A 17856-nucleotide genomic window follows, 5' to 3' on the forward strand; every position below is an offset into this window, starting at 1 on the left:
TTAAGCGTTAGCCGCGATGCGGACGAATTTCGCACATCGTGCGAAACCTCCAGCCTCTTCCTCCTTATCGGCGACCGAATTCAAGCCGCTGTTATTGCTCATTTTGATTGGGAGGATTATAGTACGCCCTATCCACTTCCCAAAGGGCTAATCCAGCTTTTTACATGGACGATACTGCCGCTCCCCTTTCCGCTCCGGCCCAAGTCGAAAGCGTCATCCGCCGTTTGTCTCTGTTGCAGACCGAAGGTGAGACGACGGCCGATCCGTTTGTCGCGCCGCTGTTCCCCGGGTTTCATTTCGATACGCGGCTGGTCGCCGGCATCACGCCGATCGAACGCGGCGGACCGCTCGATTTCCGCATCGAGCGGCCGGACGGCATGCGCGGCTGGATCATCAATCTGACCGTCAAGGGAAGCGGCGAGGTTTTCGACGGCGAGAACCGTTTCACGGTGGAGCCGGGTGATCTTGTGCTGTTCCCGCCGGGGGCGATCCACGACTACGGACGCGCGCCGGGAGCATCGGAGTGGTGGCACCGCTGGATCTACTTCCAGCCGCGCGCCTTCTGGAGCGGCTGGTTGTCCTGGCGCGGCGCGCGCGGCGCGTTCTTCGTGCAGCGGGTCGAGGACAAGTCGCTGGTGGCGACGCTGGAGACGCTGTTCGGCGAGGTGGCGAGCTGGTCGGCCAACACCGATCTCTTGTCCATGGAACTGGCGATGAATCTCCTCGAGCGGGTCATCCTGCTCTGCGCCAAGAACGACCGGGCGACGGCGCCGCCGGGGCACTTCGACCAGCGTCTGCTGATGGCCTGCAAGTTCGTCACCGACAACCTGCACCGGCCGCTTTCCGTGGCGGAAATCGCCCAGGCGGTGTGCCTGTCGCCGTCGCGTCTCGCCCACCTGTTCACCCAGACGCTGGGACGGTCGATCCTGAAGTGGCGCGAGGAGCAGGTGATCCAGTTCGCCTGCCATCTGCTCTTGGTGACGCCGAGCCCGGTGAAGCAGATCGCCGCCCAGGTCGGCTATGAAGACCCGCTCTATTTCAGCCGGGTGTTCCGCCGCTATACCGGTTGCAGCCCGAAGGCCTTCCGGGCCGAGCACGGCCGCACGCAAGGGCTGTCGTAAGCGAATTTCGCTCTGCCGTGGGGCCGTCTCCGCTCTCGCCACGGAAGCGGAATTCCGCCTTCATACGCAAAGGCGCGCAAGCATCCGGTGCTTGCCGGGTTGTTTTATGCTGTCTATAAGAGGGTGTCGCCTCGTTGCATGAGCCCGAAGCGGCGCGATCGTACCAGCGCATTCATCCATGCCGGCAACCGTTTCGGAGGGGGTGCTGGCCACGACCCTCGGGAGGCGGAAGCCAACATGTTCAGCGTCGACGAGCTCAAGGCGGGATTCAAGGATATCTACGGCAGCGAGCCGTTTCTCATCAGGGCGCCGGGGCGCGTCAACCTGATCGGCGAACACACCGACTACAACGACGGCTTCATCATGCCGGCGGCGCTCGAATACGAAACCCGGGCCGCCGTGGCGCCGCGCGCAGACAGAATCCTCCGTGTCCACTCGGCCAAGATCGGCGAGACGCGCGAGTTCGATCTGGACAATCCTGCTCCCCAGCCGAAGCGCGACTGGACCGATTACGTGTTCGGCGTGGCGGTGGCGCTGGCCGGCGCCGGCAAGCGGCTGAAGGGCGCCGACATCCTGATCGCCTCGTCGGTGCCCGTCGGCTCCGGCCTGTCGTCGTCGGCGGCGCTCGAGGTGTCGATCGGCTACAGCCTGCTCACCGTCGCCGGGTTGCCGATCGACAAGGTCGAACTGGCCAAGCTCTGCCAGAAGGCCGAGAACGAATTCGTCGGCATGCGCTGCGGCATCATGGACCAGTTCATTTCCTGCAACGGCCAGCACGACCACGCGCTGATGATCGATTGCCGCAGCCTCGAAAAGCGGCCGGTGCCGATCGACCCGCGCGCCCGCATCGTCGTCGCCAACTCGATGGTGCATCACGAACTGGCGTCCGGCGAATACAACAAGCGGCGCGCCTCCTGCGAAGAGGCGGTTCGCCTGCTCTCGCCGGTGCTCGGCCCGATCAAGGCGCTGCGCGACGTGACGCCCGCCGCCCTCGAAGCCAACAAGGCGTTGCTTTCCGACGTCACCTATCGCCGCGCCCGCCACATCGTCAGCGAGAACGAGCGGGTGGTCGAGGCGGCCGACGCGCTGGCGGCCGGCGATCTTGGCCGCTTCGGCGCGCTGATGAACCAGTCGCACACCTCGATGCGCGACGACTACGAGATCTCCTGCGAAGAGGTCGACGTGCTGGTGGACATCGCCCAGAAGCAGCCGGGCGTGTTCGGCTCGCGGATGACCGGCGGCGGCTTCGGCGGCTGCACGGTCAGCCTGGTCGAGGCCGGCGCGGCGGATATCTTCATGGAAAACGTGAAGGCGGCCTACGAGAAGGCCACCGGTCTCAAGTCGACTATTTTCGCCTGTTCGCCGCAGCAGGGCGTCGGTCCGCTCACGGACTGAGTGAACAAGGGCGGGGCGGATATCCGGCATGGCCGCTCCGCCCCCAATTCCCGGAACGCCCCGGCGTTCCGACCGGTCGCCGACCGGCCCATCGGCCAGGACGGAACAGTCATGAACACATTCGCCGATCATCCCCACCGCCGGTTCAACCCGCTTACGGGCGAATGGGTGCTGGTGTCGCCGCACCGGGCCAAGCGCCCCTGGCAGGGGCAGGTGGAGAAGCTGCCGCCCGTCGCCGGCGTCGCCCACGATCCCAAGTGCAACCTCTGTACCGGCAACCTGCGCATGAACGGCGAGCGCAACCCGGACTACAAGCACACCTTCGTCTTCGACAACGACTTCGCGGCGCTGACGCCCGACGCGCCTTCCGATTATCGCGACGACGACGGGCTGATGATCGCCGAGGGCGAGTCCGGCCTCTGCCGGGTGCTGTGCTTCTCGCCGCGCCACGACCAGACGCTGTCGCGCATGTCGGTCGAGGAGATCACCTACGTCGTCGACGCCTGGATCGAGCAGTTCATCGACCTCGGCTCGAAGCCGGATATCGGTTCGGTGCTGATCTTCGAGAACCGCGGCGAGGTGATGGGCTGCTCGCAGCCGCATCCGCACGGCCAGATCTGGTCGAGCCGGCACATGCCGAACGAGACCGCCAAGGAGACCGACCGCCAGCTCGCCTATTTCAAGGAAAAGGGCAGGGCGATGCTGCTCGACTACGTCGGGAAGGAGCTGAAGCTCGGCGAGCGCATCATCCATCAGAATGATCACTTCGTGGTGCTGGTGCCCTATTGGGCGATCTGGCCGTTCGAGACCATGGTGCTGCCCAAGCGGCGCATCGGCGGCTTCGACGAGTTCACCGACGACGAGCGCGGCTCGCTGGCCGATGCGCTGTCCAATATCGCCATCCGCTACGACAACCTGTTCGAGACGTCCTTCCCCTATTCGATGGGCTTCCACCAGAAGCCGACCGACGGCGAGGCGCACGAGGAGTGGATGTTCCACGCCCACTTCTATCCGCCGCTGCTGCGCTCGGCGACGGTGAAGAAATTCATGGTCGGCTTCGAGATGCTCGGCTCGCCGCAGCGCGACCTGACGCCGGAGACGGCCGCCCAGCGGCTGCGCGACCTGCCGACCGTGCATTATCTCGACCGCTGAGCGGTCTTGATTGCAAATGAAACCGCCGCCGGAGCGATCCGGCGGCGGTTTCGCTTTTCAGGCGGGAGCAACGACGGTCAGGCGTTGCTCGGCTGGGCGGCCGAAGCGTGGCGCATGTTGCGGGCGCTGCGCTCGGACATCCACATCAGGCCGCGCTGCAAGGCGATGAAGCCGAACAGCAGAAGGCCGATGACGATCTTCGTCCACCAGCTCGACAGCGTGCCGTCGAACACGATGTAGGTCTGGATCAGGCCCTGGATGCAGATGCCGAGGAAGGTGCCGGCGACGAAGCCGTAGCCGCCGGTGAGCAGCGTGCCGCCAATCACCACGGCGGCGATGGCGTCGAGCTCGACGCCGACGGCCGCCAGCGAGTAGCCGGCCGAGGTGTAGAGCGAGAAGACGATGCCGGAAAGGCCGGCCAGGAAGCCCGACAGGGCATAGATGCCGATCGTCGTCTTGGCCACCGGCACGCCCATCAGCTGCGCCGAGGTGAGGTTGCCGCCGAGAGCGTAGACGTAGGTGCCGAAGCGGGTGCGCTGGGCAAGGATGATGCCGACGGCGAACACCACCAGCATGACGATGGCGATCAGCGTCAGCCGGCCGCCGCCGGGCATCACGAAGTAGATGTCCTGCAGCGTCGAGTAGAACGGATGGGTGATCGGCACCGAATCCGTGGTCAAGAGGTAGGAGATGCCGCGGGCGAGGAACATGCCGGCCAGCGTGACGATGAAGGGCGGCATGTCCAGGAAGAAGATGACGCCGCCCATCGCCGCACCGAAGGCCGTCGTCAGCGCCAGCACCATGACGAAGGCGACCAGCGGATGGATGGAGGTATCCCTCAGGATCACCGACAGGAACACGCCGGTGAAGGCGATGACCGAGCCGACCGACAGGTCGATGCCGCCCGACAGGATGACGAAGGTCATGCCGACCGCCGTGATGCCGAGGAAGGCGTTGTCGGTGAGCAGGTTGCCGGCGACGCGCGTCGACAGCATGTTCGGGAACACCGAGATGCAGATGATGTAGGCCAGCACGAAGACCACGAAGGTGGCCATCAGCGGCAGGTACTTGGAGTTTTTCATCGCGCCGCGTGCTCCCTGCTTTCGGTCTTGACGGCCACGGTCTGCCGGTTGGCCCGGAAGTTGGCCATGGCTGTCTGGCTGGCCGGCGACTGGACGATCAGGATGATCAGGATGATCGCCGCCTTGATGATGAGGTTGAATTCCGGCGGGAAGCCCGCGAGAAGAATGCCCGTATTGAGCGACTGGATGATCATGGCGCCCATCAGCGAGCCGACGAGCGAGAAGCGGCCGCCGAGCAGCGACGTGCCGCCGATGACCACCGCCAGGATGGCGTCCATTTCCAGCCAGAGGCCGGCGTTGTTGGCGTCGGCGCCCTTGATGTCGGCGGCGGCGATGACGCCGGCGACGGCCGCGCAGAGCCCCGACACCGCGTAGACGGCGAGCAGGATGACGCGGGAGTTGACGCCCGACAGCGTGGAGGCGCGCCGGTTGATGCCGATCGCCTCGATCAGCAGGCCGAGCGCCGAGCGCCGCACCACCAGGATGGCCAGGATGGCGATGACGATCCAGATGATCACCGGCATCGGCAGGCTGAGGAACGAGCCGGAGCCGACGAAGATCAGCTCGGGCTTGTCGTTGAACGTCAGGATGACGCCCTCGGTGATGAGCTGGGCGATGCCGCGGCCGGCCACCATCAGGATCAGCGTGGCGATGATCGGCTGGATGTCGAGCAGGGCGACCAGGGCGCCGTTCCACAGGCCGCAGACGAGGCCGACGAACAGCGCGCCGGCCAGCGTCGCGGGCAACGAGTAGCCGGAGGTGATCAGCGAGGCGGCGACGGCGCCGACGATGGCCATCACGGCGCCGACGGAGAGGTCGATGCCCTTGGTGGCGATCACCAGCGTCATGCCGATGGCCAGCAAGGTCACCGGCGCGCCGCGGTTGAGCACGTCGATCAACGAACCGTAGAGACGGTCGTTCTGGATCTCGATCGAGAAGAAGCCCGGCGAAATGACCGCGTTGAGCGCCAGGATGACCGCCAGGACGATCAATTGGGGCGTCCGCTCACGGACGATGGTTGGAACGGCCATTACGCTGCCTCCCCGGTCGCGCCATGCGAAGCGATGGCCTTCATGATGTGGTCGGTGGAAATCTCGTCACCGGTCAGCTCGCTGACCATCTTGCGGTCCCTCAGCACGATGATGCGCGAGGAATAGCCGACGAGTTCGCCGAGCTCGGAGGAGATGACCAGCAGCGCCATGCCGCGCTCGCAGAGATCGATGATCAGGCGGATGATTTCGGCGTGGGCGCCGACGTCGATGCCGCGGGTCGGCTCGTCGAGGATCAGGAAGCGCGGGTTGGTGGCGAGCCAGCGGGCGAGCAGCACTTTCTGCTGGTTGCCGCCCGACAGGAACTTGATCGGCTTTTCCCGGTCGGACGTGCGGATGTCCAGGGCGGAGATATAGCGGTCGGCGAGCGCCTCCTGCTCGGAGCGCGACAAGGGGCGCATCCAGCCGCGCTGGGCCTGCAGCGCGAAGATGATGTTCTCGCGCACGGAGAGGTCGCCGACGATGCCGTCGGTCTTGCGGTCCTCGGGGCAGAAGGCGAAGCCCTGGGCAATCGCCTTGCGCGGCGAGGTCATGGCGACCGGCGTGCCGGCGACGCTGATGGTGCCGCTGTCGGCGCGCTCGATGCCGAACACCAGTTGCGCCGTCTCGGTGCGGCCGGAGCCGAGCAGGCCGGCGATGCCCACCACCTCGCCCTGGCGGATGTCGAGGTCGAGCGGGTCGACGTTGCCGCGCTTGCCGAGCCCGCGCAGCGACACCAGCGGCTCGGATTTCGGGGTGTCGGGGTCGATGGTGCGCTTGATGTCGGATTCGAGCTGGCGGCCCAGCATCATCGAGACGAGCTTCAGGCGATCGAGGCCGGCCACCGGCACGGTGTCGATCAGGCGGCCGTTGCGCAGCACCGTGATGGTATCGGCGATCTCGTAGACCTGGTCGAGGAAATGGCTGATGAAGATGATGCCCATGCCGCGGGCGCGCAGTTGCCGGACCACGGCGAACAGCATCTCCACCTCGTGGGCGTCGAGGCTGGCCGTCGGCTCGTCGAGCACCAGCACCTTGCCGGAGATGTCGACGGCGCGGGCGATCGCGACGACCTGCTGGATGGCGACCGAGAAATTGGCCAGCGGCGCGGTGACGTCGATATGCAGGCCGTAGGTGTCGAGGATGGCCCGCGAGCGGCGGTTCATCTCGCGCACGTCGGTGAGGCCGAAGCGCTTGGGCTGGCGCCCGAGGAACAGGTTCTCGGCAACCGTGAGGTTGGTCAGGAGGTTGACCTCCTGATAGACGGTGCCGATGCCGAGCTTCTGGGCGTCGACGACGTCGCGCGGGTAGATGGGCGTCCCTTCGAGCAGGACCTCGCCCTCGTCGCGGCGGTAGGCGCCGGTGATGATCTTGATGAGCGTCGATTTGCCGGCGCCATTCTCGCCGAGCAGGGCATGCACCTCGCCGGCCTGCAGGGTGAAATCGACGTTCTCGAGCGCGGAAACGCCGAGGAAGGCCTTGCTGACTCCGCGTACGGATAGCAGCGGCTGAGCGTTCGCCATGATAGCTGGTCCAACAATTGCCGTTCAAAGAAACGGGCCGCCCTCCGATGCGGCGGCCTCACCCCGAGGGACAAGCCCGCCGACAGCCGGAAAAGCGGCCCGGCAATGAAGAGGAGCGCCGCCCTTTCTGGACGGGGCGGCGCTCCGGGTCGGTATCAGTAACCGAGGCCCTTCTTCTCGTCGTAGACCTTCTGCGGGTCGTCAGCCGGCGTGTAGAGCTTGGACTCGGTCTGGATCCACTTGGCGGGCTCCTTCTTGTCCTTGAGATAGGCGTCAAGGGCGTCGAAGGCCGGGCCGGCCATGTTGGGGGTCAGCTCGACGGTGGCGTTGGCTTCGCCGGCGATGAACGCCTGGAAGATGTCCGGCACGGCGTCGATGGAGACGACCAGGATGTCCTTGCCCGGCTGCAGGCCGGCTTCCTTGATCGCCTGGATGGCGCCGACGGCCATGTCGTCATTGTGGGCGTAGAGCGCGCAGATGTTCTTGCCGCCGTTCTCGGCCTTCAGGAAGGATTCCGCCACTTCCTTGCCCTTGGTGCGGGTGAAGTCGCCGGTCTGGCTGCGGATGATCTTCAGGTTGTCGTGGCCGGCAATGGCTTCCTCGAAGCCCTTCTTGCGGTTGATGGCCGGCGAGGAGCCGGTCGTGCCCTGCAGCTCGACGATGTTGCACGGCTTGTCGCCGACCGTCTTCACCAGCCACTCGCCGGCGACCTTGCCCTCGTGGACCTGGTCGGAGGTGACGGCGGTGAGGTAGAGGTCTTCCGGCGCGTCGATCTGGCGGTCGAGCAGGATCACCGGAATGTTGGCTTCCTTGGCTTCCTTGAGGACGGCATCCCAGCCGGTGGCGACCACCGGGGCGATCAGGATCGCGTCGACGCCTTGGGCGATGAACGACCGGACGGCCTTGATCTGGTTCTCCTGCTTCTGCTGGGCGTCGGCGAACTTCAGGTCGATGCCGCGCTTCTGCGCTTCCAGCTTGGTGACGCTCGTCTCGGCGGCGCGCCAACCGGATTCGGAACCGATTTGCGAGAAGCCGACGGTCAGCGCAAAGGCGGACGAAACGGAAAGAGCCGTCGCAAAGGCGGTCGCGGCGAGCAAATTAAGCGTGCGCATTCTTTCCTCCACAAAAAGTTATCGGAAATGACTTGGCCTGACAGGCCTTTTTCTCCGCAGCCGGCCTCCACACCGGCGAGGGGAAACTTAGCTCACACGACTTTTGAGAGAAAGAGACAAATCAGCCTTCTTCATAGAAAATTCTGCTGAATGGATGGGGTAGCCGGCATATACTAAGGTATAATATCCCTATGGATAGGGAAATTTGTGCGATTTACTCTTGCCAGACGCGGCGGGAAACGCCGGGTTGCATTGTTGAGCGCTCGACTCTTGTTCGGAACGATCCGCCATCGCAAAAACCTTGGAATGTATAGTTCATTCCGGGAATGCGCGATGTGTTTCCAAAATTCGGGCCGGAAAATTTCCGACGCCGCAGGGCAGGAATCCGTGCCGGTACCATCCTCTACACCGCACGGGAATCCTATAAGTTTTTCGATGGAATAGTTTACAGCCGGCGCGCTCGCGCGCCCTTTGGGCAAGGCTTCCGTCCATATTCGCAGCAGGATGTTCCGTCGCCGCCGGATGTCAGCCCTGCGAGGCCACGCAAGGCCCGAAGACCGCGATGAAACTCGCCTTCAGGGCGGCATCGGCATCCGCCATGGCGACCGGCAACCCCAGATCGACGAGGCTGGTGACGCCGTGTCCCCGGATGCCGCACGGCACGATGCCGGCGAAATGCCGAAGGTCCGGCTCGACGTTGAGGCTGATGCCGTGGAAGGTGACCCAGCGGCGGACGCGAATGCCGATGGCGGCGATCTTGTCCTCGGCGCCGTCTCCCTTGTCGGGCCGCCGAACCCAGACGCCGACGCGGTCCTCGCGCCGCTCGCCGCGAACGTTGAACGAAGCCAGCGCGCCGATGATCCAGCGCTCCAGCGCCGCCACGAAGGCCCGGATGTCCTTGCTGCGCCGTTCGAGATCGAGCATCACGTAGGCCACCCGCTGGCCGGGGCCGTGATAGGTATATTGTCCGCCGCGCCCGGTCCGGTGGACGGGAAAGCGGCCGGGCTCGACGAGGTCGGCGGGGTCGGCGCTGGTGCCGGCGGTATAAAGGGGAGGGTGCTCGACCAGCCAGACGAGCTCCGCGGCCCGTCCCTCGGCAATGGCGGCGACGCGCTCCTCCATGAAGGCGACGGCGGGTTCGTAGTCGACAAGCCCCGGCTCGATCCGCCACTCGACCGGCGGCGAACCGGGGATGGCGTGCATGTCCGTCTCGATTTCGGATCGATCGTTAACCATTCGGTAACCTTATGCCGTAAACACTCGGCGGACGACGATGCGCGGCTCGCCGCTTCGTGTTCCGGGTGGCGCCGGCGGTCGTCGGGGGTATGGTGCCGGCGATACGGAAGATAGGACCGATGGCCACTTTGGAGAAGATCAAAGTCGAGATCTCTGTCGTGCTCGGCGGGCAGACCATGCCCATCCACCAGCTCTTGCGGATGGGCCGGGGCGCGGTGATCGAGCTCGACCATTCGGCCGACGACGACGTGGATATCCTTGCCAACAATCTGCCGGTGGCGAAGGGGCAGGTGGTGCTGAAGGGCGATCGCGTCACGGTGTCGATCACCGAGGTTCTGGCCCGTCCGGCCTCCTACCGCCGCCTCGACGACGTCGTGAAGATCTGAGGGATTTTTCCCGGATTCCAGCGGTTTTTCCGCTGCTGGCAAAATTCTTCTTGCCTCCCTCTTGTGCCTCGGGGAATCTCTTGCTAGATACCCGGCGCCGGCCCGGAAGGGGCGGCATCTACCACGATGCGGTCGTGGCGGAATTGGTAGACGCGCAGCGTTGAGGTCGCTGTGTCGCAAGACGTGGAAGTTCGAGTCTTCTCGACCGCACCATTCAAGACCGGTCCCCAGGGGCCGGTTTTTGATTCCGAGGGGTCGGATTCGCGTTGCGGCACGGGTCTGCCCGGACCGTCGGGCGCCATGCCGTCCAACCGGAATTTCTCCCTTGCGCCATCCGGTTTGTCGGCTTTAACTCCGGCCCTGCGGTGCCGACCGTCGCCGTCGATTCAACCTGTTCGCCACCTCAAGCCCCGCAGGGAGACGCGCCATGGCCGGAGCCGAGCCCAACGCGCCTGAAACGCTCAACGTCGACGGCTTGCCGCCGCTTCGGACGGACGAGGGCGAACTGGATCCGCTTTTCCTCGACGCCATTCGCGCGGCAATCGAGGCGGCCGATGCCCGCACCGTCGAGGCGCTGGCCGCCGATCTGCACGAGGCCGACGTCGGCGACATCATCGAGGCGTTGTCGGCCGACGAGCGGGCGCCCTTCATCCAGTTGCTCGGCGAGCATTTCGACTTCACGGCGCTGACCGAGGTCGACGAGACGGTTCGCGTCCAGCTCATCGAGGAACTGCCGCCCGACGCGGTGGCCGAGGGCGTGCGCGACCTCGATTCCGACGATGCCGTCTACATCCTCGAGGACCTCGACGACGAGGACCAGGAGGAAATCCTCGCCAAGCTGCCGGCGCTCGACCGCATGGCTCTGCGGCGCAGCCTCGATTTTCCCGAGGAGACGGCCGGTCGGCGCATGCAGACCGATTTCATCGCCGTGCCGCCGTTCTGGACCGCCGGGCAGACCATCGACTACCTGAGGGAGCAGAAGGACCTGCCCGACGAGTTCTACGAGGTGTTCGTCATCGATCCCGGCTTCCGCTTTCTCGGCGCCGTGGCGCTCAATCGGCTGCTGCGGGCGCCGCGCGTCGTCAAGATGGCCGACATCATGAACGACGAGCGGCAGCGGGTGCTCGCCACCGACGACCAGGAGGACGTGGCGCGCATGTTCGAGCGCTACAACCTCGTCTCGGCGGCCGTGGTCGACGAGGCGGAGCGGCTGGTCGGCGTCATCACCGTCGACGACGTGGTCGACGTCATCCAGGCCGAGGCGGAGGAGGATATCCGCGCGCTGGCCGGCGTCGGCGACGAGGAGATTTCCGACTCCGTATTCTACGCGCTGAGGACGCGCTGGGTCTGGCTGCTGGTCAACATGGCGACCGCCTTCCTCGCCTCGTCGGTGATCGGCATGTTCTCCGATTCCATCTCGAAGATGGTGGCGCTCGCCGTGCTGATGCCGATCGTCGCCTCGATGGGCGGCAACGCGGCGACGCAGACCATGACGGTGACGGTGCGGGCGCTCGCCACCCGCGATCTCGATACCCACAATGTTTGGCGGATTTTCGGTCGGGAATTAAGCGTTGGTTTACTCAACGGCGGCAGTTTTGCAGTGATCGTCGGGTCGGCGGCCGCGCTTTGGTTCCAGGATCCGCTCCTTGGAGGCGTGATCGGCGCTGCGACGATCGTCAACCTGTTGTCCGCGGCGACGGCCGGCATCCTGATACCCCTGGCATTCGAACGGTTCGACATCGATCCGGCGGTCGCCTCGGGGGTGTTCGTGACGATGATAACCGACGTCGTGGGGTTTCTGGCGTTCCTCGGGCTCGCGTCATGGATTTTGCTTGGGTGAAGAAGGCGTTTCGGACGAAGCGGCGACGCGGCGGCAAGCCGCCGGCGCCGACCGGCATGGGCCGCTGGACCGGCCTCGCAGCCCGCCTCGTCAATCCGCTCGCCCTCGGTTCGCTGGCCTTCGGCCTCTCGGCCTGCGCGCTGTTCGATTTCGGCCCGCCGGGCCCCGACGACTACCCGGTGAAGGGCATCGACGTCTCCTATTATCAGGAGGACATCAACTGGCGCTCGGTGGTGGCCGACAACACCGCCTTCGCCTGGCTGAAGGCCACCGAGGGCGGCGACTGGTACGATCCGAAATTCGACGCCAACTGGTATGGCGCCGCCATGGCGGGCCTGCCGCGCGGCGCCTATCATTTCTGGTATTTCTGCCGGCCGGCGATGGAGCAGGTGAGCTGGTTCCTGCAACACGTGCCTTACGATCCTTACGCGCTGCCGCCGGTGCTGGATATCGAGTGGGTCAATTCCAAGACCTGTCCGGGTCATCCGCCGCGCGAGGTGATCATTTCCGAAGTCCGAATCTGGCTCGACGCCATCGAGCGCTACTACGGCAAGCGGCCGATCATCTATACGTCGATCAGCTTCTACAACGACCGCCTCCGGGGGGCTTTCCCGGGCTATTTCATCTGGATCGCCTCCTACAAGGGGCATCCCATCGTGCGCGATCCCAGCCTGCGCTGGAACTTCTGGCAGCATACCGAGGCCGGCCGGGTCTCCGGTATCCGGGGGCGGGTCGACCGCAACGTCTTCAACGGCTCGGTGCGCGAATGGCAGGCTTTCCTGCAAGGACGGCTCCGTCCGGAGAGCTAGGACGCGGCAAGACGGGAATCCGTCTTCCCTAAAAAGCAGTGCGATATCGACCGGCTGTAACCTGCCGAGAGAAACCGCCTGCGGCATCTGTCGCTCGTCGCCCGGCGTGCTTATCTCGAGCGATGAGCGCGCCGTTCACCCTGTCCGTCCGGTCGGGTTGCCGTCTGCTCCCCTGATGGGATACGAATGGATCCATCAGGATTTGCGAGTCCCGAGGCCCGACCCTTCGTCGCGGCCGCCACCCACGAGAAGGTCCACATGATTTCCAAGGATCAGGAATACGTCCGCTTCGACGACGAGGAAGAGGAGCAGGACGAGAAGGCCAAGGACGCGGCCCCCGCCCCGCAGGTCGACAAGTATCTCTTCAAGTCGCGCACGGTTCTGATCACCGGCCAGGTGACCCAGGACATGGCCAAGGACGTGACGTCGCGCCTGCTGGCGCTGGCCGAGGCGAGCGCCACCGATCCGATCACCGTCATCGTGTCGTCGCCCGGCGGCCACGTCGAATCCGGCGACATGATCCACGACATGATCGGCTTCGTGGCGGCCCCGGTGAACATCATCGGCACGGGCTGGGTGGCGAGCGCCGGCGCGCTGATCTACGTGTCGGTGCCCAAGGAGCGCCGCTTCTGCACGCCCAACACCCGCTTCCTTCTGCACCAGCCGTCCGGCGGTACCGGCGGCATGGCCACCGACATCGAGATCCAGGCGCGCGAGATCATCAAGATGCGCGATCGCCTCAACCGGATCTTCGCCGAAGCCACCGGCCAGCCTGTCGAGCGCATCGAGAAGGATACCGATCGCGACTACTGGATGAGTGCCGAGGAGGGCATCGCCTATGGTCTCGTCGGCCGGGTGGTGCGGACCGCTTCGGACATCTGAGACAACCATGGGGCGGCCGGATGCGCCGCCCCTTTCATCAGGCATTGCCGACCCCGGCGGGTGGCCCCGTTCCGCGGGTCACGCCCATGCCGGGAACATACAGGCCGCGTGTCGACCGGGAGGACGAGATTGTCCGGCTTTGGAAAGATTGCCCTTTCGATCGGCTTCTGCCTTTCGGCCGGGGTAGCGCTGGCTCAGTCGGCCAGTCCGTATGACATGACCTATGCGCTCCGCGAAGGCAAGCCGACGCCGCTTTACGCCGACATGAGCGAGAAGGCGGCAAGGAAGAGTACCATCCCCGGCGATGCCAAGGGCATCGTGCTGCGGTGGTGCCGCGACGAGATCCCCTTCGGGTCCTGGCAGTTCGGCAGCCGGAAGGCTCAGCTTGCCCTGCTCGATGCACGGTGGTGCGAAATCTCCTACAATGGCGCCGTCGGCAACGTGCCCGGCAAGGTTCTGACTCCGCAGTAGTCCGAGCCCGGTATGCCTGGAGAAGGAGGGCCGGCGAGGTGTTCTATGTGCTCTCCAAGCTCGGCTTCCTGTTCCTGCGCCCGTCCAACGCGCTTATCTTGGCGCTGTTGCTCGGCGCGGCGTTGCGGCTGTTCGGTTGGCGGCGGCGTGGCGCCGAACTGATCGGCATCGCGCTCGGCGTTCTTGTGGTCTGCGCCTGGACCGGCGTCCCGACGCTGCTGCTGCGGCCGCTCGAACAGCGATTCCAGATGCCGGCCGATCCCGGTCACCTCAATCCCGCCGGCATTCTGGTGCTGGGCGGCGTGATCGACACCGGACTGACGACCGAGCGGCGTTCGACCGAGCTGATCGACGGCGCCGAACGGGTGATCGTTGCCGCCGAGCTTGCCCGGCGATATCCGCAGGCCCGCATCCTGCTGTCGGGCGGCTCGAACGGTGTTTTTGCCAATGACGAAATCGCCGAATCCGTCCTTGCCCGCGACCTGCTGATCGAGTTCGGCGTGCCGGCCGGCCGAATCACCATCGAGGACCGCTCGCGCAACACGCACGAGAACGCCGTCTTCAGCTTTGCCGCCGTCGAGCCGACGCCGCGCGATCAGTGGCTGCTGGTGACTTCGGCCTTCCACATGCCGCGCGCCATCGGCACGTTCCGCGCCGCCGGCTGGAATGGCGTGGTGGCGTGGCCGGTCGACTACCGCAATGGCGCCGATACCAGTTGGTTCGGCGGCCGTACCGCCGCCGAGGGCCTGACCATGACCGACATGGCGGTCCGCGAATGGATCGGCCTCATCGCCTACCGCTTCGCCGGCTACACGGACGCCTTGCTGCCGCGGCCCTGAGGCGATGCTTTATGCCAATTCGCAAGGATGCTGACGCATCCGCTCATTGAGATCCTTGCCGATTTCTCATGTGCATCATGGGCATGAGAAATCGGCAAGCGGAATACCAAGATTCATTTTCAATGCATCTTGGTATTATGCCTCGTCGTCCTCGTCCGGCAGAAAATCGTCATCCAGCGGGTCGTCGTCCGGCTTCGGCGCCTCGTAGACGGGTATCGGCTCTCCCTCGGCCCGGAGACGGATGCGATAAAGGCCGCGGACGCGATCGGGATCGACCGGCTTGCCTTTCCTCACCAGAATCACCTTGCCGTCCCTGGCGAGGCGCGCCGCTTCGTCCTTGATCGGCTTCATCAGGCGGCGCCATACCTTTTCGTCCTTGCCGGCGATGGCGCGGGCGACGGCGTCCGGGCCGATCGGCGTGCCGGAAGGCGATTCGGCGGCCATCAGCAGCAGGACGTCGCGGATCTGGCCGGCCTTGACGCGGTGCGGGTCGACGTCGGTCACTCGTATCTCCTCATGGCCTTGACGGCGTTGGAGGTGAACTGGCGGCGGGCGAGAACCACCGCGATGAAGGTGGAGCTGGCGATCAGCGGCAGAGGTCCGAGGAAGCAGCCGAGATAGCCGATCGACATGAAGAAGGCGCGGAGCCCGCGATTGAAGTTGGTGCCGGCCACCACGATGATCGACGAGGCTCGCGCCACCGCCTTGTCCATGTCGGTGGTCTCGGCCTCGGCCGGCGGCGGCAGCGCGCCGAGCAGGATCGAGCCGAAGTTGAACATGCGGTAGGCCCAGCCGAACTTGAAAAAGGCGTAGGCATAGATGCCGAGCAGGCCCACCACCTTGAATTCAAAGGCGGTGCGGTCGGCGGCGGTGATTTCCGACAGCGCCGAGACGACGCCGACGGCGTGATCGATCGAGTTCAACAAGGTGAACCCGCCGCCGATCGCCAGGAGCGACGTCGAGGCGAAGAAGGCGGTGCCGTTCTGCAGGCCGGCAACGATGGCCGTATCGACCATGCGCAAGTCGCGTGTCGCCGCCTGCCGTACCCAGCCGTGCCGGCCGATGTTGATGAAATGCGTGAGCGAGTACTTTGCCCATCGGCTCTTCTCGGTCAGCCAGGCCTGCCCGAACCACATGGCCAGGAACCAGACGAACGAAGCGATATCGAAAGGCGTGAAGGCGGTCGTCATGGCGGGCGTCCGGAGGATCGAGTCGCGCTGACGATACAGGCTCGGATCGCGCTCTAAAAGGCGGCCGATCGCCAACCGACCGCCGGAATCCAGTCAATATGCACAGGCCGGTACAGCGTCGCGTTATTGTTACGTTATACCGTTACATGTCGGCCGTTGCATTTGGCAGGGGAGCCCGACCATGCGCTTGACCAAGACACTTCTGATTGCCTTCGCTGTTTGCACGGCCGTCGTTCCGGTGGCCCAGGCCGCCGAAGGCGCCGCCAAAAACGTTATCGTCATGATTTCCGATGGTGCCGGCATCAACACCTGGCACGCCGCCAGTTACTACCGCCATGGCGGCCTCGGGCACGAAGCCTACGACGCCTTCGACGTCAAGCTGTTTGCCTCGACCCATCCGCTCAACACCAGCAAGGAGCCGACCGGCACCGACGAGGGGGCGGTGACGTTCGATTCGAAGGCGATCTGGAACGCCAGCCCGGTCGACACCGTCTTCGAGGGGGCGATCGGCAACTATCCCGGCTATTTCGCCGGCTACGATTACATCCGAGCCGATATTACCGACAGCGCCGCCGCCGCGACGGCGCTCGCCACCGGCCACAAGACCTACAACAACGCCATCAACTGGTCGAACACCGACGCCCGCCTCAAGCATATCGGCGAATACGCGGTGGAGAGCGGCCGGGCGCTCGGCGTCATCACGTCGGTGCAGTGGAGCCACGCCACCCCGGCCGGCTTCCTCGCCCACAACCGCAGCCGCAACGACTATGTCGGCATCGGCAAGGAGATCGTCGACAGCGGGCTCGCCAGCGTCGTCATGGGCTCGGGTCATCCCTATTTCGACAAGAACGGCGGGGCGATCGAGCCGGCGGACGACAAGGCCTTCCAGTATGTCGGCGGCCGCGACACCTGGGACAGGCTGAAGTCCGGTGCCACCGACTACAAGCTGATCGAGACCAAGGCCGATTTCGAGGCGCTGGCCGACGGTTCGCTCGACCTTTCCGGCAAGACCAAGGTGCTCGGCACCGTCGAGAACAATGCGACGCTGCAGTTCAACCGCAGCGGCGTCGCTGCCGGCAACCTGCTCGCCAACCAGCCGGACCTGCCGACCATGACGCGCGGTGCGCTGAACGTGGTGTCGCAGGATCCCGACGGTTTCTTCCTGATGGTCGAGGGTGGCGCGGTCGACTGGGCGGCCCACGCCAACAACCTGCCGCGCCTCATCGAGGAGCAGATCGACTTCAACCTCGCGGTGGAAGCGGTGGTCGAGTGGGTCGAGAAGAACTCGTCCTGGGACGAGACGCTGGTGATCGTCACCACCGACCACGGCAACGGCCTGCTGCAGGGCCCGGACTCCGACAAGGTGGCCTATTCGGATATCGTCAGCCAGGGTGCCGGCGCGCTGCCGCTTGTCCGCTGGCACAACGACAACCACACCCGCGAACTGGTGCCGGTCTACGCCAAGGGCAATGGCGCCGACTACTTCACCTCGGCTGCCAAGGCGGAGCCCGGCCTCGCCGCCTATCACGTGCCGGCCGAAAGCCAGGTCTATATCGACAATACCGACGTCTTCCGGGCCAGCGCCAGGGCCTTCGGCCTCGAAGTCGAGGGCTGATCGCCGGCGTCCCGTCCGCAACAGGCGTGCCGATCCTGCCCTTTTTGGCACGCCTCAGGAGGCCGGGCGACCGGCCTTCGGAAACGCCCCCGCCGAAGAGAAGAGCGGCGGGGGCGTCGCCTTTCCCTGGAGCATTCAAGGAATGCATGTCAGGTGAACCGGCATCCACGTCGCT

The 17856-nt window shown here is 65.2% G+C and carries 17 protein-coding genes and 1 tRNA gene; 11 read left to right on the plus strand and 7 right to left on the minus strand.

What is annotated here, in order from left to right; genetic code table 11:
* Window positions 1-164: 164 nt before the first annotated feature.
* The 3 genes from araC (at window position 165) to CJ014_RS04345 (ending at window position 3668) form a co-directional block, all read left to right on the plus strand.
* A complete protein-coding gene (araC, locus tag CJ014_RS04335) occupies window positions 165-1121 on the plus strand; it encodes an arabinose operon transcriptional regulator AraC (RefSeq protein ID WP_100079247.1) in 957 nt (318 codons plus the stop codon).
* 237 nt (window positions 1122-1358) lie between these two features.
* Entirely contained in the window at window positions 1359-2516 is a 1158-nt protein-coding gene (locus CJ014_RS04340; protein ID WP_100079248.1) for a galactokinase, read from the plus strand.
* 111 nt (window positions 2517-2627) lie between these two features.
* A complete protein-coding gene (locus CJ014_RS04345) occupies window positions 2628-3668 on the plus strand; it encodes a UDP-glucose--hexose-1-phosphate uridylyltransferase (protein ID WP_100079249.1) in 1041 nt (346 codons plus the stop codon).
* Between the two features lie 77 nt (window positions 3669-3745).
* On the opposite strand, the gene yjfF is transcribed toward CJ014_RS04345, so the two are convergent.
* From yjfF to lipB, 5 genes are all read right to left on the minus strand, one after another.
* A complete protein-coding gene (gene yjfF / locus CJ014_RS04350; protein ID WP_100079250.1) occupies window positions 3746-4750 on the minus strand; it encodes a galactofuranose ABC transporter, permease protein YjfF in 1005 nt (334 codons plus the stop codon).
* The gene (locus CJ014_RS04355; protein ID WP_100079251.1) at window positions 4747-5781 is read right to left on the minus strand and encodes an ABC transporter permease; all 1035 of its coding nucleotides are present in this window, start codon (window positions 5779-5781) and stop codon (window positions 4747-4749) included. Before CJ014_RS04355 ends, yjfF begins: the two co-directional genes overlap by 4 nt.
* The gene (ytfR, locus tag CJ014_RS04360) at window positions 5781-7301 is read right to left on the minus strand and encodes a galactofuranose ABC transporter, ATP-binding protein YtfR (RefSeq protein ID WP_425351889.1); all 1521 of its coding nucleotides are present in this window, start codon (window positions 7299-7301) and stop codon (window positions 5781-5783) included. Before ytfR ends, CJ014_RS04355 begins: the two co-directional genes overlap by 1 nt.
* A 155-nt stretch (window positions 7302-7456) precedes the next feature.
* Window positions 7457-8413: a galactofuranose ABC transporter, galactofuranose-binding protein YtfQ gene (ytfQ, locus tag CJ014_RS04365; RefSeq protein ID WP_100079253.1), complete on the minus strand. Its 957-nt coding sequence runs from the start codon at window positions 8411-8413 to the stop codon at window positions 7457-7459.
* 525 nt (window positions 8414-8938) lie between these two features.
* Window positions 8939-9616 (minus strand): lipoyl(octanoyl) transferase LipB, encoded by a 678-nt coding sequence (gene lipB / locus CJ014_RS04370; RefSeq protein WP_425351890.1) that lies wholly within the window; start codon window positions 9614-9616, stop codon window positions 8939-8941.
* Between the two features lie 152 nt (window positions 9617-9768).
* Here lipB and CJ014_RS04375 point away from each other — a divergent pair, with 152 nt between their 5' ends.
* The 7 genes from CJ014_RS04375 (at window position 9769) to CJ014_RS04405 (ending at window position 14876) form a co-directional block, all read left to right on the plus strand.
* Window positions 9769-10035 (plus strand): FliM/FliN family flagellar motor switch protein, encoded by a 267-nt coding sequence (locus CJ014_RS04375; protein ID WP_100079255.1) that lies wholly within the window; start codon window positions 9769-9771, stop codon window positions 10033-10035.
* A 128-nt stretch (window positions 10036-10163) separates the two neighbouring features.
* Window positions 10164-10248, plus strand: a tRNA-Leu gene (locus CJ014_RS04380).
* A 214-nt stretch (window positions 10249-10462) separates the two neighbouring features.
* Entirely contained in the window at window positions 10463-11875 is a 1413-nt protein-coding gene (mgtE, locus tag CJ014_RS04385) for a magnesium transporter (protein ID WP_100079256.1), read from the plus strand.
* Window positions 11872-12684 (plus strand): glycoside hydrolase family 25 protein, encoded by an 813-nt coding sequence (locus tag CJ014_RS04390; RefSeq protein WP_245427057.1) that lies wholly within the window; start codon window positions 11872-11874, stop codon window positions 12682-12684. The genes mgtE and CJ014_RS04390 overlap by 4 nt, the downstream gene beginning before the upstream one ends.
* Before the next feature lie 258 nt (window positions 12685-12942).
* Entirely contained in the window at window positions 12943-13566 is a 624-nt protein-coding gene (locus tag CJ014_RS04395) for an ATP-dependent Clp protease proteolytic subunit (RefSeq protein ID WP_100079257.1), read from the plus strand.
* A gap of 129 nt (window positions 13567-13695) precedes the next feature.
* Window positions 13696-14037, plus strand: a complete 342-nt coding sequence (locus tag CJ014_RS04400) for a hypothetical protein (protein ID WP_100079258.1) — start codon at window positions 13696-13698, stop codon at window positions 14035-14037.
* Window positions 14038-14075: 38 nt separating this feature from the next.
* Window positions 14076-14876 (plus strand): YdcF family protein, encoded by an 801-nt coding sequence (locus tag CJ014_RS04405; protein ID WP_100079259.1) that lies wholly within the window; start codon window positions 14076-14078, stop codon window positions 14874-14876.
* Between the two features lie 135 nt (window positions 14877-15011).
* Here CJ014_RS04405 and CJ014_RS04410 read toward each other — a convergent pair whose 3' ends face one another.
* Both CJ014_RS04410 and CJ014_RS04415 read right to left on the minus strand, forming a co-directional pair.
* A complete protein-coding gene (locus CJ014_RS04410; RefSeq protein ID WP_245427059.1) occupies window positions 15012-15380 on the minus strand; it encodes a DUF3253 domain-containing protein in 369 nt (122 codons plus the stop codon).
* Entirely contained in the window at window positions 15377-16066 is a 690-nt protein-coding gene (locus CJ014_RS04415; protein WP_100079260.1) for a DUF599 domain-containing protein, read from the minus strand. The genes CJ014_RS04410 and CJ014_RS04415 overlap by 4 nt, the downstream gene beginning before the upstream one ends.
* A gap of 181 nt (window positions 16067-16247) precedes the next feature.
* Here CJ014_RS04415 and CJ014_RS04420 point away from each other — a divergent pair, with 181 nt between their 5' ends.
* Complete coding sequence (locus CJ014_RS04420; RefSeq protein WP_100079261.1) at window positions 16248-17681, plus strand: alkaline phosphatase; 1434 nt, start codon at window positions 16248-16250, stop codon at window positions 17679-17681.
* Window positions 17682-17856: the final 175 nt, after the last annotated feature.

This window comes from Pleomorphomonas carboxyditropha, assembly GCF_002770725.1.
Lineage (GTDB): Bacteria > Pseudomonadota > Alphaproteobacteria > Rhizobiales > Pleomorphomonadaceae > Pleomorphomonas > Pleomorphomonas carboxyditropha.